Below are 13,394 nucleotides of genomic sequence, written 5' to 3'. Positions count from 1 at the left end.
GCCGATCCGGGGGCTCGGACCCTCGCGGGGCGCCCTGCTCGACTTGCGGGCCCGTGGCTGACGACGCCGCCGACGCGAAGGAGGCCGGCCCCGCAGGGCCGGCCTCCTCGTGTCGGTGCTCAGCGGCGCGTGTCCGCGTCGCCGTCGAACTCGATCTGCTCCTTGCGCACGGTCTCGTCGACCTGCTGCTGCTCGGTGACCGTCTCCTTGTCGAGGCGTACGCGCTCGACCGGCACGGTCTCCTTGTCGACGACGACGCGCTCCTCGGTGAGGGTCACCTCGTGCTCCTCCTCGCTCAGGTCGGGGCCCGAGAGGGCGTCGCCCACGTTCGCGTCGGTGATGGGCTCGCGCTCGAGCCGCACCTCCTCGCGCGTCACCGGAACCGTGACGGTCTCGTTCTCGGTGACGACGTACTTGCGCAAGCGGGCGCTGCCGGTCTGCACGCGCTCCGTGCCGACGTGTAGCTGCTCCTCGGAGCGGGTCATCGCGTCGTCGGTGTTCGGCCCCGACGTGTCGTGCCCGACCGTGCCGGTGTCGTGCCCGACCGTGTCCGAGTATCCGGTGGTCGTCGTGTCGACGCCGTCGGTGAGACTCGAGCCGCCGCTCACCGACGAGTCGGCGCCGGAGAGTCCGTAGTAGTCGTACAGCGCGTTCTCCTCGGAGGGGTCGAGCGCGCCCTCCGGTTCGATGCGAGGGGCGTCCTTGACGAACGACTTCTCGTACGGCACGACGATGCCGTCGTCGGTCTGGTCGGCCGCCTCGAGCGGCACGAACGTCTGCGAGGTGCCGAAGAGGCCCGTCGTCACGGCCGCGAAGAGCGGGCGCTCGGTGCCCGGGTCGACGTAGATCTGCTCGACCGAGCCGATCTTCGAGTGGTCGCGGTCGTAGACCGTCGAGCCGATGAGGGATGAGGGGGAATCGGTGTTCAGCATGGGGATGATGCCTTCCAGTGGGTGCGGGATCTTGCGGGGGGCGATCAGCATCTCTCCGGCGCCGGTGCTGCATCAGGGTGCAGAAACGATGTGCAGCGCACCCGCAGCGCGACCACATCCGCTGCCCAGGGTTGTTGCTTTCCCAGGGAGCCTGTCGCGGCCGGCGCCGGGTGGTTAGGGTTGCGGTCATGACGGTGATCACCGACGATCTGCCCGCGCGACTCCTGCACGAAGAGCAGATGGGCTGGAAGGCCATCGCCGCGGGCCGGGGCGGCGCCCACTACGCCTCTGCGATGACACCCGACGCGGTGATGGTGGTGCCCGGCGCGGTGATCGATCGCGACGGGATCGCCGCCGCACTCGACGGCTCCACCTGGGACGAGTGGGAGCTGCACGAACCGAGGATCGTGCGCGTCGGCGACAAGGGCGCGGTGCTCGTCTACCGCGCCGTCGCCCGCCGCGGCGACACCCGGGTCGAGCTCATGATGAGCACGACCTACCTGTGGCGGGACGGCCGGTGGAAGGTCGCGCTGCACCAGCAGACGCCGGTGTGAGACTCCTGACGTTCGACCTGGGCCATCGGTAGGATGGGGTGTAATCCCCATTTCTTGAGGAGGCGAGCCCATGCCCGCAATCGTGATCGTCGGCGCCCAGTGGGGCGATGAGGGCAAGGGCAAGGCGACCGACCTGCTCGCCGGCCGCATCGACTACGTCGTCAAGTTCAACGGCGGCAACAATGCCGGCCACACGGTCGTGGTCGGCGACGAGAAGTACGCGCTGCACCTGCTGCCCTCCGGCATCCTGACCGAGGGTGTCATCCCGGTCATCGCCAACGGTGTGGTCATCGACATCGAGGTGCTCTTCAACGAGCTCACCGCGCTCACCGCGCGGGGCGTCGACGTGTCGCGGCTCAAGGTGAGCGCGAACGCGCACGTCATCACCCATTACCACCGCACGCTCGACAAGGTGACCGAGCGGTTCCTCGGCAAGCGTCAGATCGGCACCACCGGTCGCGGCATCGGCCCCACCTACGCCGACAAGATCAACCGGGTCGGCATCCGCATCCAGGACATCTTCGACGAGAACATCCTGCGCCAGAAGGTCGAGGGCGCGCTCGACCAGAAGAACCACCTGCTGGTGAAGATCTACAACCGCCGCGCGATCGCCGTCGACGAGGTCGTCGACGACCTGCTGAGCTACGCGGAGCGCCTGCGGCCGATGGTCGCCGATACCGCGCTCGAACTCAACACCGCGCTCGACGCGGGCAAGACGGTGCTCTTCGAGGGCGGCCAGGCGACGATGCTCGACGTCGACCACGGCACCTACCCCTTCGTCACGTCGTCGAACTCGACCTCCGGCGGGGCGGCGACCGGCTCGGGGATCGGCCCGAACCGCATCGAGCGCGTCATCGGCATCGTCAAGGCGTACACGACGCGTGTCGGCGCCGGCCCGTTCCCGACCGAGCTGCACGACGAGCAGGGCGAGTGGTTGCGCTCCCGCGGCTTCGAGTTCGGTACGACGACCGGTCGACCGCGGCGCACCGGCTGGTACGACGCGCCCGTCGCCCGCTACTCGGCGCGCATCAACGGCATCACCGACTTCGTGCTCACCAAGCTCGATGTGCTCACCGGCCTCGAGCGCATCCCGGTGTGCGTCGCCTACGAGGTCGACGGCGAGCGCGTCGACGAGGTACCCGTGTCGCAGTCGGACTTCCACCACGCGAAGCCGATCTACGAGGAACTCCCGGGCTGGAGCGAGGACATCTCCGGCGCGCGCGAGTTCGGCGACCTGCCGCAGGCCGCGCAGGATTACGTGCTCGCGATCGAGGCGATGAGCGGATCGCGCATCAGCGCGATCGGCGTCGGCCCGGCGCGCGACGAGATCGTCGTGCGTCACGACCTGCTCGGCTGAGGGGCTCCTCCGAGGGCGACCGGATTCCAGCCCACTCGGCGCCACGCCTGGTGGAGTGGTGGCATGGAGACTCTCTACACCGCGATCGCGCACGCCACCGGCGGCGAGAACGCCGGACACGTGCGCAGCGAAGACGACCGCATCGACTTCGACACCCGGCAGGCGCTCGAAGGCGACGGCGAGGGATCGAGCACGAACCCGCAGCAGCTGTTCGCGGCGGGCTACGCGGCGAGCTTCCTGAGCGCGCTGCACGGCGCCGGCGCCGAGTTCAAGACCGACACGTCCGAGGCGGCGGTCTCGGCGACGGTCGAACTCTCCCGGTCGGGAGAGGGCTACACGCACGGGATCGAGCTCGTCATCTACCTGCCGAAGGTCGCCGCCGAGCAGCGGGAGCAGGTCGTCGAGCGCGCCTTCCACATCTGCCCGTACTCGAACTCCATCCGCGGCAACATCGAGGTCACCCGCACCCTCGTCGACTGACGCGCCGCCGGCGTCAGGGGCTCGGACGACGGTGCGATGTGCCGGATCACCATCGGTGCCATCGCCCGCAGGCCGAACTGGCGAACGAAAGCCTCGACTCGACGGGCTACGCCGTCGGGATACCGCGGACGGGATAGGGCCGAGTGCCGATGAGGTGCTCGCCGCGCGGAACCATCAGGTCGATGGGGCCGTCGCAGGCGGTGGTCACGATCTCGCGCCGGTCGTCCATTGCGGCCAGCGTCCCGCGAAGCAGGTCATCGAAGAAGTAGCGCTCCGGGCCGGCCAGTTCGATCTCGCGATCTGCTGGTTCCGTGATGAGTGTGGCACGTTCGATGAGTTCCACGACTTCGTCGAGGTCCACGGGCTGGATGAGCGACCGCTCTGCGACGACGCGTCCGTCGGCGGTGTGCTGGTCGGCAAGCACCGGAACCCAGGAATGGAACTGGGTGGTGCGGATGATCGTCGCGGGGGTCGACGAGGACCGCAACACTTGCTCTTGGGCGATCTTGCCGCGCCAGTACCCGTTGTCCGGTCCGTCTTCCGCGTCGACCCCCACGATGGACAGAAGAACATGATGCCCGACACCCGCTCCGTCGCCCGCACGCACCAGGTTCCGCGTAGTGGTCTCGAAGAAGACGGCGGCCTCATCGTCGAAGCGCGCGATGTTGAGCACGTTGACGATCGTGTCCACGCCGATCATGGCGGCATCCAGTCCATCCCCCGTCATCGGGTCCTGGCCGTTTGCGCGGCTACCGACGATCACCTCGACGCCCCTCTTCGCGAGTGCCTCTGCGACTCTCGCTCCTACCTGGCCGCGGCCGCCCGCGATGAATACCTTCATGTCCGCTTTCTCCCTTCACCGGGCGAGGTGTCGCCCGAGGCATGACGACGTGGGTCGCTGACATGTGAGGTGCACGACTTGGCGCACCTCACAATTCCGGGGCGTCCCTCGTCATGGGTGACGACGAAAGGTGCGCGCGTTGACCCACAGCACTTCCGGACGAGGGCGGCCCCCGAAGCCGGCTCGTCACCACCTTCCGGACGTCTTCGACGAGCGCCGTCGTCTGGTCGCGATCGGCTATCGAATGCTCGGCACTCTCGCCGAAGCCGAGGATGCCGTGCAGGAGACCTACGTCCGGTGGTACCGGATGACGGACGCCGAAAGGGCCGCGATTGCGAACCCGCAGGGGTGGCTCACCCGGGTGATGAGCAGGGTTTGCCTCGATGTGCTCGGATCCGCGCGGGCGCGACGCGAGCGTTACGTGGGCGAATGGTTGCCGGAGCCCATCCCGGCGGACCTGTTCTCCCTTCCCGGACGCTCTGTCAGTCGCGCTCCGAGCGCCGACCCGCTGGACAGCATTTCGCTCGACGAGGAGGTCAGCACCGCGATGCTGATCGTGATGGAGACGATGACGCCTGCGGAGCGCGTCGCCTTCGTACTGCACGACGTGTTCGCGGTGCCGTTCGATGAGATCGCCACCATCGTCGGTCGCAGTTCGGCGGCGGTGCGGCAACTTGCGACGTCGGCGCGCCGCCGTGTTCGTGCGCACGACGCCCGGCCGCGGAATACGCACGAGCATGATGCTGTGATGCGCGCCTTCGCGCAGGCCGTTACACAGGGCGATCTCACGACCTTGACGCACCTGCTCGATCCCTCGGTCACGTTACGGGTCGACGGGGGCGGCGTTGTCAACGCAGCACGCCGTCCGGTCCTCGGCATGTCGAACGTCGCCCGCTTCCTGGTCGGCGTCTTCCAGAAGCAGCCGGAGTTGGCATTGCAGGAGCACCGCACCGGAGACGGCCTCGCTTTCACGGCGGTGTACGGCGATCAGCTCCGTGGCGTCGTGAACGTCCAGGTCCGTGAGGGTCGCATCACCGACGTGTGGTTGCAGGCCAACCCCCGGAAGCTGACTGCGTGGGCCGTCAGGAGCTGACCTCACAATCCGCGACCCGTGTCGTCACTATTACGGGCGGTGATCTGCCGACCGGAAAGGACATCCATGAAGATCCTGATCGTCGGCGGCAATGGGCACGTCGGCACCCGCCTCGCGGCCAGACTGCGAGACCTCGGAGAGGACGTGATTGCGGGCTCCCGCTCGACCGGCGTCGACGCTGTGACCGGCGAAGGCCTGGGCGCAGCCATGGACGGCGCGGATGTCGTCGTCGACGTCCTCAACACGATGGAAATGGACGTGACTGCCGCGACCGCGTTCTTCCGCGGCACCACCGAGCGCATCCTCGCCGCTGAGCACACCACCGGGGTGAGGCATCACGTGCTCCTGTCAGTGGTGGGCGCCGACCGTGCGCTCGCCAACGGGTACTACGCCGGAAAAGTCGCTCAAGAGGACGCCCTCCGGTATGGGGACATCCCCTTCACGATCGTCCGTGCAACGCAGTTCCACGATTTCGTCCCCACGATCGCTGACTGGCTCACCGTCGAGGGACGCGTCGAGACCCCGCGCATGCTGTTGCAGCCGGTCGACGTCGATGACGTCGTCGAGCTCCTGGCGATGACTGCACGAAGCGCACCGCTCGAGGACACCGTCGACCTCGCCGGACCTGACAGATTCCACCTCGACGTACTGCTCCGCGAGACACTCTCCGCCGCATCCGACCAGCGCGATGTCGTGACGGTTGAAGGAACCGCGCTCGGTGCGGACGCGCTGGACTCGCTCGTCCCGTTGGGTGCCCACCGCGTCGGCACGCACCCGTACCCCGTCGCCGTCACTCCTGCGCAGCAGTAGCAGATTTCACCAGAACGAGGTACTCCATTGGCCAGCGCATCACTCGTCCGAGACCGAGTCGGTCGTCTTCAGATCGTCGCACTCGTCGGCACGGTCGTCATCGCCGCGGGAGTCGGCATCTGGGCATACGTCCTGCCCCGCGAGTTCTACGATCACTTCCCCTCCGTCCTGGGCGAGTGGATCTCTCAGGACGGCCCGTTCAACGAACACCTCATCCGCGACCACGGCGCGCAGTACCTCGCCCTGGGCGCCGCAAGCGTCGGCGCGCTGATCTGGCGAGCACAACCGCTGTACCGAGTCCTCGGGATCGCCTGGGGCGGCTTCGGGGTCCTGCATTTCGCCTACCACGTCACTCACATAGGGCATATGAGCGCCCCGGACGCCACCGCCCAGATGATCGTTCTCGCCGTCGCCGGCACCCTCGGTATCGGGATCGCCATTCCGCCACGACACCGCGAGAGCGCACTTCAGAGCAGCGACGCCGGGTCTCCGCCGAACAGCAACGCCACTCGGCGCTGGATGTGAGTCGAAAGGAACGGTCATGTCGATGCAAACGAGGCCACGGCCGCATCCCCATGGAGATGCCCACGGAGTAGCGCGTCTTCGCCTCGCCATTGCGAATGCCGCGGAGAAGCTGGTGATGCCAACGCATTCCAAGGCGGTAGGCGTGCTGCAAGCAGCGATCATCTCCAGGGACTCGAGTGCGATATCGAAGCTGCTGAGCCCATCCGTCCGCATGGTGATCGACCCGGGTGGGCATGGTCGACAGAGCGCACGAGTCTTGGTCGGGGTGGCTGATGCCGTCAGGATGCTGCTGCACGGAACGACGCCAGCGCCCGGACGAAAGCTGGCGCTCCGCGAGGTCAACGGTCAAGCGGGACTCATCCTGATGCGCGGGGACCTCGCGGAAGCGACGATCGGCATTGATTTCGATGCGGACCGCGCTTCGATCATCTGGATACGCCTTCATCCCGACTATCAACGCCACGGCAACAGGACCTAGTCGACGGTTCCGGGGCACCATCCGCAGGGCCACCGATCGGACGGCGGCCCTGCCGCACGCCGGGCGTCGGTCGGAAGACTGGCGGCATGACCGCGACGCGCCCCGAACCCGCGCCCCTCGAGGGCCGCTACATCCGCCTCGAGCCGCTGACTCCGGAGCTCCTGCCCGAGCTCGCCCGGGCGATCCGCAGGCCCGAGGTCTTCGCCGGCGGGTACGGCGGCGGACCGGCGGGTCTGCCGCAGAGCGATGAGGCGTTCGCGGAGTGGGGTCTCGACTACTACCAGTTCGGCGCCGGCAACCCCTACGCCGTGCGACTGCGGGGCGGCTCGGCGGACGGCCGGCTCGTCGGAACAACGACCCTCGGCGACTTCGAGGAGCGCCTCGAACGCACCCACATCGGGTGGACGGGCTACGACCCGTCGGTCTGGTCCACCGCCGTCAACCCGGAGGCGAAACTACTGCTGCTGCAGCTCGCCTTCGACTCCGGGTTCGGCCGGGTGAAGCTGCAGGCGGATGCCCTCAACGCCCGCTCCCGCGCCGCGATCGCCCGTCTCGGCGCCACGTTCGAGGGCGTGCTGCGCCGCCACCGCATCCGTGCCGACGGGTGGGGCGACACGGCGGTCTTCTCGGTGCTCGTGGACGAATGGCCCGCTGTCCGCGCGGGACTGGAGGCGCGCCTGGACGCCTTCGGCGGAGTGCCCGTGACGCCGCGCGAGCGCTGAGCGGCTGCGGGTAGGGTCGGAGCATGACCGACCTCAGCATCCTCGGCGAAGACGGCAACGAGGCGCTCGCGGAGCTCACGGCCCTGCGTCAGAGCATCGACAACATCGATGCGGCGCTCGTGCACATGCTCGCGGAACGGTTCAAGTTCACGCAGCAGGTCGGCCGGCTCAAGGCGACCGTCGGGCTGCCCGCGTCCGACCCGGATCGCGAGCGCGTGCAGATCGCCCGCTTGCGCGCCCTCGCGGAGGAGTCGCACCTCGACCCGGCGTTCGCGGAGAAGTTCCTGAACTTCATCGTCGCCGAGGTGATCCACCACCACGAGCGCATCGCGCAGTCCGGCGAGCTGTAAGCCGGTCCTACCGCTCGTGCGGGGCGTCGATCTCGTCGACGGCCTCACGCATCCGGGCCAGGAATCGCACGACCGCGGCCGCCTCATCCGGTTCGAGGGATTCGGCGACGTCGATCATGCGTTCGTGCATCTGACCGAGCGTGCCGCGCACCTCGGTGTTGGTGTGATGCGTCGGCGCCACGATGATCGCCCGCCGGTCCGTCGGGTGCGGCTGGCGCTCCACGTGCCCGCTCTTCACGAGACGGTCGATGAGCACCGTCACCGAGGCCGACGAGATCTGCAGTTTCGCCGCGAGGTCCTTCGGGCTCACCTGCAGACCGAGCTTCTCGGCCTGCAACAGGTAGCGGATGGCGAGGATGTCCGTCTCGCCCATGCCCATCGACGTGCGGGTACGACGGCGCATCTCGCTCTCCGCGGCGCGGTACTGCCGCAACGCGTTGAGCACCTCGATGCCCCGGCGGGTGCGCGCGGCATCGGCGTACCAGTAGCCGGAGTCCTGGGTGGCGGGGGTGTCGGGTCGGATCGTCGTCATGAGGTCAAGCCGTCGCGGCGAGCAGTGCCTCCTCCACGGTGGATCGTGTGTCGGGAGCCACGATATCGTCGTCGGCCATCACGGATCTGTCGACCTCCGGCAGGTCGTGCGGCAGCGCCCACCAGAACGCGTGAGGCCGCACGAACTGGGCGACCGCGTCGTCGAATGTGGCGTGCCAGGAGCGGATGTGCGGCCGTCCGATCCGCACCACCTCGTAGAGGCCGGTGCGCATGCGCACGAAACCGACCAATCCGCGGGGGGTCACCTCAAGGCGCCGATCATCGGCGATCGACCATTCCGTCGGGGAGAGACGCGCGACGGTGATGTACCGGGGGATGCGCTGCTGGCTCATGCGAACACCGTCCCGACCACTCCGAGGGTGGTGACCGCCATGCCGAAGCCGACGAGGGAGAGGGTCGCGAGGGCGAGCATCTCCGCGCGGGAACGTCGTTCTTCTCGCGCGGCGCGGGCGAGCGCGCGGCGGCTGGGCTCGAGAGCGACCTCGGCCTCAGCCAGGGTCGCGTACGCGCCGACCTCGGCGCCTTGCCAGTCGGTCACGACGTAGCCGTGTCCGTCGCGTTCGATCAGGCCGGCGAAATCGTCGCCGATCTGCCCCGCCCACAGTCCCGGATGCACGCTGGTCCAGGTCACCACTCGCGCGTCGGCCGTCATCTGCGGCCGTTCGATCGTCTGCATCATTCCGCCCCCCTTCGGGTCACATCCGGACTCTATTTGCTAACTAGACGAACTAGCAACTAAAGCGTCTAGCGAACTCAGGAAACCGTGATGTTGGCGTCGTCCGCTCCGAGATCATCCGCCCGGATGACCCGCTCACTCCTCGCGGCGGACGCCCGCGTCGGCCCGCGTGACGAGGCTGAAGGCATGTCCAACGTCATCCTCGAGGCCCGGGGTCTCGACAAGTTCTACGGCCGTACGGCGGCGCTCGCCGCGGCATCCCTGGCGATCACCGAGGGGGAGTCCCTCGCGATCATGGGCGCCTCGGGCTCGGGCAAGACCACACTGCTGCACTGCCTCGCCGGCATCATCACGCCCGACACCGGCCAGGTGATCCTGCGCACCCGGGGCACCGAGACCGACGTGGCCGCGCTCGACGAGCGGGAACGCTCCCGCCTGCGCCGGGAGGCGTTCGGCTTCGTCTTCCAGCAAGGGCTGCTCATCCCCGAGCTCACCGCCCTCGAGAACGTGGCCATCGCGCTCATGCTCGGCGGGATGCCCCGTGCCGCAGCCGAAGGGCACGCGGCCGGCTGGCTCGCCGCGCTCGGCCTCGCCGGATTCGAGGACCGCAGGATCGGGCAGCTCTCCGGCGGTCAAGCCCAGCGCGTCGCCATCGCCCGCGCCCAGGTGACCGGCGCATCCGTCGTCTTCGCCGACGAGCCGACCGGCGCCCTCGACTCGCACACGTCGAGCGAGGTCATGGACGCGCTCCTGCACTCGACCACCGGCCAGGGCCGCACACTCGTCGTCGTGACCCACGACGCCGACGTCGCCGCCCGCTGCTCCCGCATCGTGCACATGCGCGATGGTCGCATCCAGCCGTCGGAGGTGGCGGCATGATCTGGCGGATGACGTGGCTGCTCGCGCGGCCCACGCGCGACTCGCTCGGGGTCACCGCGCTGCCGATCGTCGCGTTCGGCATCGTCACGGCGCTGCTGCTCGCGGTGCTCGGAGGCGCCCAGGCGTTCTGGCGCTGGGACGACGACATGGCGCTGACCTACCAGGCGCTCGCAGTGCTCGCGCTCACGCTGCTGCTCGTTCCCCTCGCCACCCTCGGAGGCTCAGCCGCGCGGCTCTCGGCCCGCCGTCGTGACGATCGGCTGTCGACGCTGCGCCTGCTCGGCGCCACCCCCGCGGCCGTCGGGGCGATGACGGTCATCGAATCGGCCGCCCTCGCGCTCATCGGCGCCGTGCTCGGCACCGCCGCGTCCTTCGGTCTCGCGCCGATCATCGGTGCGATCCCGTTCCGCGGCGAGCCGCTCGGCTTCAGCAACGTGCTGCTCCCGCTGCCCGTGCTGCTCGGCGCCATCGTGGGGGTCGTCGCGATCGCCGTCGTGAGCGCGGTCATCGGACTGCGTCGCGTGACGATCTCACCGCTCGGGGTGCGGACCCGGCAGGAAGCCCCGCGCATGTCATGGGTGCGGGCCCTCGTCGCCGTCGCGGTCGTCGCCCTCGCGGCGATCGGCATGAGCGTTCTCGGCATGGGCGGCGCGGCCGTCGTGCTCCTCATCCTCGCCGCCGGCTTCGGCGGCACGATCGCGGTGCTCAACCTCGTGGGTCCGTGGGTCATCGGCCTCGTCGCCCGCGGCCGCGCACGTCGCGCGCAGACGCCGCAGAAGCTGCTCGCGGCGCGCGCCATCCTCGAATCCCCGCAAGCGGCGTGGCGCCAGGTGAGCGGCACGGCGATGGTGAGCTTCATGGCGGTGTTCGCCGGAACCGGCACCGCCCTGCTCGACGCGCTCAGCGCATCCGACGGCGACGCCGACACGCGCATGCTCGCCACCGACATCGGCACCGGGCTCACCATCACGGTCGTGATCTCGTTCCTCATGGTCGCGTGCTCGGTGGGTGTCAACCAGGCGGCGGGCATCCTCGACCGGGCGGAGCTCTACGCGAGCCTGCACCGGCTCGGCATGCCGGAGGCGACGGCGGATGCGGCCCGGCGCGGCACCGTCATGGTGCCGCTGCTCATCACGTCGATCGGCTCCGCGGTGATCGCGGCGATCGTGGTGTTCCCGCTCACCGGGATCGCGCTGATCGTCGCCCCGCTGTCGCTCCTGGTCATCGCGGGCGTGCTCGCCGCGGGCATCCTGCTCGTGCGGCTCGGTCTCCTGGCGACGCGCCCGCTGCTGCGCCGTGCGTCGCTCGCCACCCCCGGCGCCGTGTGACGCGTGCCGCCGGGGTGTCTCCGGTCGCGGAGCCCGGTCGCTGAGCCTGTCGAGTAGGCGCGCGAGGCCGCCGGATCGAGACCCACCGCGCGCGGCGCCCCCCGTCCGCTGGTCGAGTAGGCGCGCGAAGCCGCCGTATCGAGACCCCACCGCGGGCCCGCCCGGTCATCCTGATCGTCCGCCCCCGGCGGTCAGGGCGGGGTCGCCCGCCAGGGGTATAGTCCCGCGGGTACCTCGGAAGGACGCGCGTGACCACCTCCCTCAAACCCTGGCCGGCTCTCTGGTCGCTCGTGATCGGGTTCTTCATGATCCTGATCGACACGACGATCGTCTCGGTCGCGAATCCGTCGATCATGCGCGGGCTCGACACCGACATCAACTCGGTCATCTGGGTGACGAGCGCCTACCTCCTCGCCTATGCGGTGCCGCTGCTTATCACCGGGCGACTCGGCGACCGCTTCGGTCCGAAGAACCTGTACCTGACCGGCCTCGTGGTCTTCACCCTCGCATCCGTCTGGTGCGGATTCGCGGGCAGCGTCGGAGCGCTCATCGCGGCGCGGGTGCTGCAGGGACTCGGAGCGGCGATCATGACGCCTCAGACGATGGCCGTGATCACCCGGATCTTCCCGCCCGATCGCCGCGGCGCGGCCATGGGTCTGTGGGGTTCGGTCGCCGGGCTCGCGACGCTCGTGGGGCCGATCCTCGGCGGAGTGCTCGTCGACGGGCTCGGCTGGGAGTGGATCTTCTTCATCAACCTCCCGGTCGGCATCGTCGGGTTCATCCTCGCCGCGCGTTTCGTGCCGCGCCTGCCGACGAACTCTCACAAGTTCGACATCCTCGGCGTCGTGCTGAGTGCCGTCGGCATGTTCCTGCTCGTGTTCGGCATCCAGGAGGGCGAGACCTACGACTGGGGTGTCATCGCCGGACCGATCTCGGTGTGGTCGCTCATCATCGCGGGCGTCGTCGTGCTCGTCGGGTTCGTCGTCTGGCAGCGCGTGAACCGCGGTGAGCCGCTGCTGCCGCTCGGACTCTTCCGGGAACGCAACTTCTCGCTCGGCAACGCCGCCATCTCGACGATCGGGTTCGCGGTCACGAGCATGTCGCTGCCGCTCGTGTTCTTCTACCAGACCGCCCGCGGGCTCACTCCGACGCAGTCGGCGCTCATGCTCGCGCCGATGGCGGTCATCTCGGCTGTGCTCGCCCCCTTCGCCGGGCGCCTGCTCGACCGGGTGAACCCGCGCAACTTCGCCGTGCTCGGCACGCTGCTGCTCGCGTCCGCGCTGGTCTGGTACTCGCTGCTGCTCTCGCCGGACACCGCGATCGGCTGGTTCCTGCTGCCCTCCGCTCTGCTCGGCGTCGCGAACGCGTTCGTCTGGGGACCCATCTCGAACGCGACCACCCGCGCCCTCCCGCCGCAGCAGGCGGGCGCCGGATCCGGCGTCTTCAACACGACGCGGCAGGTGGGCGCGGTGCTCGGCAGCGCGTCGATCGCCGTGCTCATCGAGGCGCGCCTCGCCGCGGAGATGCCGGCCGGCGGGGCCGGCGCCGCCCCCGCCGGCGAGATCGGCGGCGGTCTGCTCCCCGAGGCGCTGCGTGCCGGGTTCTCCACCGCGATGGCGCAGTCGCTGCTGCTGCCCGCGGCCGTGGCGGTCGTCGGCGCGATCATCGTCGCCTGCTTCGCCCGCCCCAAGGCCGCGGTCTGGGGAGCGCCCGGCGCCGCGCCCGGGGCCGCGTCCGGCGGAGCGCCCGGCGGGGCTGAGCCTGCGGTTTCCCGTCAGTAGATGCCCTTTCGGCAGCTTGGTGAGGGCATCTACTGA

17 protein-coding genes are annotated in these 13,394 nt (G+C 69.3%); 12 read left to right on the top strand and 5 right to left on the bottom strand.

What is annotated here, in order from left to right:
- Positions 1–119 precede the first annotated feature (119 nt).
- Positions 120–932 carry a DUF2382 domain-containing protein gene (locus CLV46_RS15490; RefSeq protein ID WP_100366106.1) on the bottom strand — a complete coding sequence of 271 codons (813 nt, stop codon included), beginning with the start codon at positions 930–932 and terminating at the stop codon, positions 120–122.
- Between the two features lie 188 nt (positions 933–1,120).
- Between CLV46_RS15490 and CLV46_RS15485 the strand changes: the two genes are divergently transcribed.
- The 3 genes from CLV46_RS15485 to CLV46_RS15475 all read left to right on the top strand — a co-directional run bounded on the left by CLV46_RS15485 (position 1,121) and on the right by CLV46_RS15475 (position 3,323).
- Positions 1,121–1,486 (top strand): nuclear transport factor 2 family protein, encoded by a 366-nt coding sequence (locus CLV46_RS15485; protein WP_100365601.1) that lies wholly within the window; start codon positions 1,121–1,123, stop codon positions 1,484–1,486.
- A gap of 70 nt (positions 1,487–1,556) precedes the next feature.
- On the top strand, positions 1,557–2,843 hold the full coding sequence (locus CLV46_RS15480) for an adenylosuccinate synthase (protein ID WP_100365600.1): 1,287 nt from the start codon (positions 1,557–1,559) through the stop codon (positions 2,841–2,843).
- A 63-nt stretch (positions 2,844–2,906) separates the two neighbouring features.
- Positions 2,907–3,323: an Ohr family peroxiredoxin gene (locus CLV46_RS15475; RefSeq protein WP_100365599.1), complete on the top strand. Its 417-nt coding sequence runs from the start codon at positions 2,907–2,909 to the stop codon at positions 3,321–3,323.
- A gap of 106 nt (positions 3,324–3,429) precedes the next feature.
- Here the strand turns inward: CLV46_RS15475 and CLV46_RS15470 are convergent, their stop codons facing one another.
- Positions 3,430–4,164 carry an SDR family oxidoreductase gene (locus CLV46_RS15470; RefSeq protein WP_100365598.1) on the bottom strand — a complete coding sequence of 245 codons (735 nt, stop codon included), beginning with the start codon at positions 4,162–4,164 and terminating at the stop codon, positions 3,430–3,432.
- A 139-nt stretch (positions 4,165–4,303) separates the two neighbouring features.
- Here CLV46_RS15470 and sigJ point away from each other — a divergent pair, with 139 nt between their 5' ends.
- The 6 genes from sigJ (at position 4,304) to CLV46_RS15440 (ending at position 8,142) form a co-directional block, all read left to right on the top strand.
- The gene (sigJ, locus tag CLV46_RS15465; RefSeq protein WP_245866951.1) at positions 4,304–5,257 is read left to right on the top strand and encodes an RNA polymerase sigma factor SigJ; all 954 of its coding nucleotides are present in this window, start codon (positions 4,304–4,306) and stop codon (positions 5,255–5,257) included.
- Positions 5,258–5,323: 66 nt separating this feature from the next.
- On the top strand, positions 5,324–6,067 hold the full coding sequence (locus tag CLV46_RS15460) for an SDR family oxidoreductase (RefSeq protein ID WP_100365596.1): 744 nt from the start codon (positions 5,324–5,326) through the stop codon (positions 6,065–6,067).
- A 27-nt stretch (positions 6,068–6,094) separates the two neighbouring features.
- Positions 6,095–6,592 carry a hypothetical protein gene (locus tag CLV46_RS15455; protein ID WP_211282212.1) on the top strand — a complete coding sequence of 166 codons (498 nt, stop codon included), beginning with the start codon at positions 6,095–6,097 and terminating at the stop codon, positions 6,590–6,592.
- A gap of 142 nt (positions 6,593–6,734) precedes the next feature.
- Positions 6,735–7,070 carry a sigma-70 family RNA polymerase sigma factor family protein gene (locus tag CLV46_RS15450; RefSeq protein ID WP_157802358.1) on the top strand — a complete coding sequence of 112 codons (336 nt, stop codon included), beginning with the start codon at positions 6,735–6,737 and terminating at the stop codon, positions 7,068–7,070.
- 86 nt (positions 7,071–7,156) lie between these two features.
- Positions 7,157–7,792 (top strand): GNAT family N-acetyltransferase, encoded by a 636-nt coding sequence (locus CLV46_RS15445; protein ID WP_100365594.1) that lies wholly within the window; start codon positions 7,157–7,159, stop codon positions 7,790–7,792.
- A 23-nt stretch (positions 7,793–7,815) separates the two neighbouring features.
- Positions 7,816–8,142 carry a chorismate mutase gene (locus tag CLV46_RS15440; protein WP_100365593.1) on the top strand — a complete coding sequence of 109 codons (327 nt, stop codon included), beginning with the start codon at positions 7,816–7,818 and terminating at the stop codon, positions 8,140–8,142.
- A gap of 7 nt (positions 8,143–8,149) precedes the next feature.
- Here CLV46_RS15440 and CLV46_RS15435 read toward each other — a convergent pair whose 3' ends face one another.
- Genes CLV46_RS15435 through CLV46_RS16880 form a run of 3 tightly spaced genes read right to left on the bottom strand, consistent with a single transcriptional unit; the run spans position 8,150 to position 9,373 of the window.
- Positions 8,150–8,674 carry a MarR family winged helix-turn-helix transcriptional regulator gene (locus tag CLV46_RS15435; RefSeq protein ID WP_100365592.1) on the bottom strand — a complete coding sequence of 175 codons (525 nt, stop codon included), beginning with the start codon at positions 8,672–8,674 and terminating at the stop codon, positions 8,150–8,152.
- A 4-nt stretch (positions 8,675–8,678) separates the two neighbouring features.
- Positions 8,679–9,026, bottom strand: a complete 348-nt coding sequence (locus CLV46_RS15430) for a hypothetical protein (protein WP_100365591.1) — start codon at positions 9,024–9,026, stop codon at positions 8,679–8,681.
- On the bottom strand, positions 9,023–9,373 hold the full coding sequence (locus tag CLV46_RS16880) for a hypothetical protein (RefSeq protein ID WP_211282211.1): 351 nt from the start codon (positions 9,371–9,373) through the stop codon (positions 9,023–9,025). The genes CLV46_RS15430 and CLV46_RS16880 overlap by 4 nt, the downstream gene beginning before the upstream one ends.
- A gap of 183 nt (positions 9,374–9,556) precedes the next feature.
- Between CLV46_RS16880 and CLV46_RS15420 the strand changes: the two genes are divergently transcribed.
- From CLV46_RS15420 to CLV46_RS15410, 3 genes are all read left to right on the top strand, one after another.
- On the top strand, positions 9,557–10,249 hold the full coding sequence (locus CLV46_RS15420) for an ABC transporter ATP-binding protein (RefSeq protein WP_100366105.1): 693 nt from the start codon (positions 9,557–9,559) through the stop codon (positions 10,247–10,249).
- An 8-nt stretch (positions 10,250–10,257) separates the two neighbouring features.
- A complete protein-coding gene (locus CLV46_RS15415) occupies positions 10,258–11,577 on the top strand; it encodes an FtsX-like permease family protein (RefSeq protein WP_245866947.1) in 1,320 nt (439 codons plus the stop codon).
- Positions 11,578–11,825: 248 nt separating this feature from the next.
- Entirely contained in the window at positions 11,826–13,358 is a 1,533-nt protein-coding gene (locus CLV46_RS15410) for a DHA2 family efflux MFS transporter permease subunit (RefSeq protein WP_100365589.1), read from the top strand.
- Positions 13,359–13,394: the final 36 nt, after the last annotated feature.

Origin of the sequence: Diaminobutyricimonas aerilata, assembly GCF_002797715.1 — a bacterium.
Taxonomy (GTDB): domain Bacteria; phylum Actinomycetota; class Actinomycetes; order Actinomycetales; family Microbacteriaceae; genus Diaminobutyricimonas; species Diaminobutyricimonas aerilata.
The sequence above is the reverse complement of the archived record's forward strand: the minus strand, read 5'-3'. Positions and strand labels throughout refer to the sequence as shown.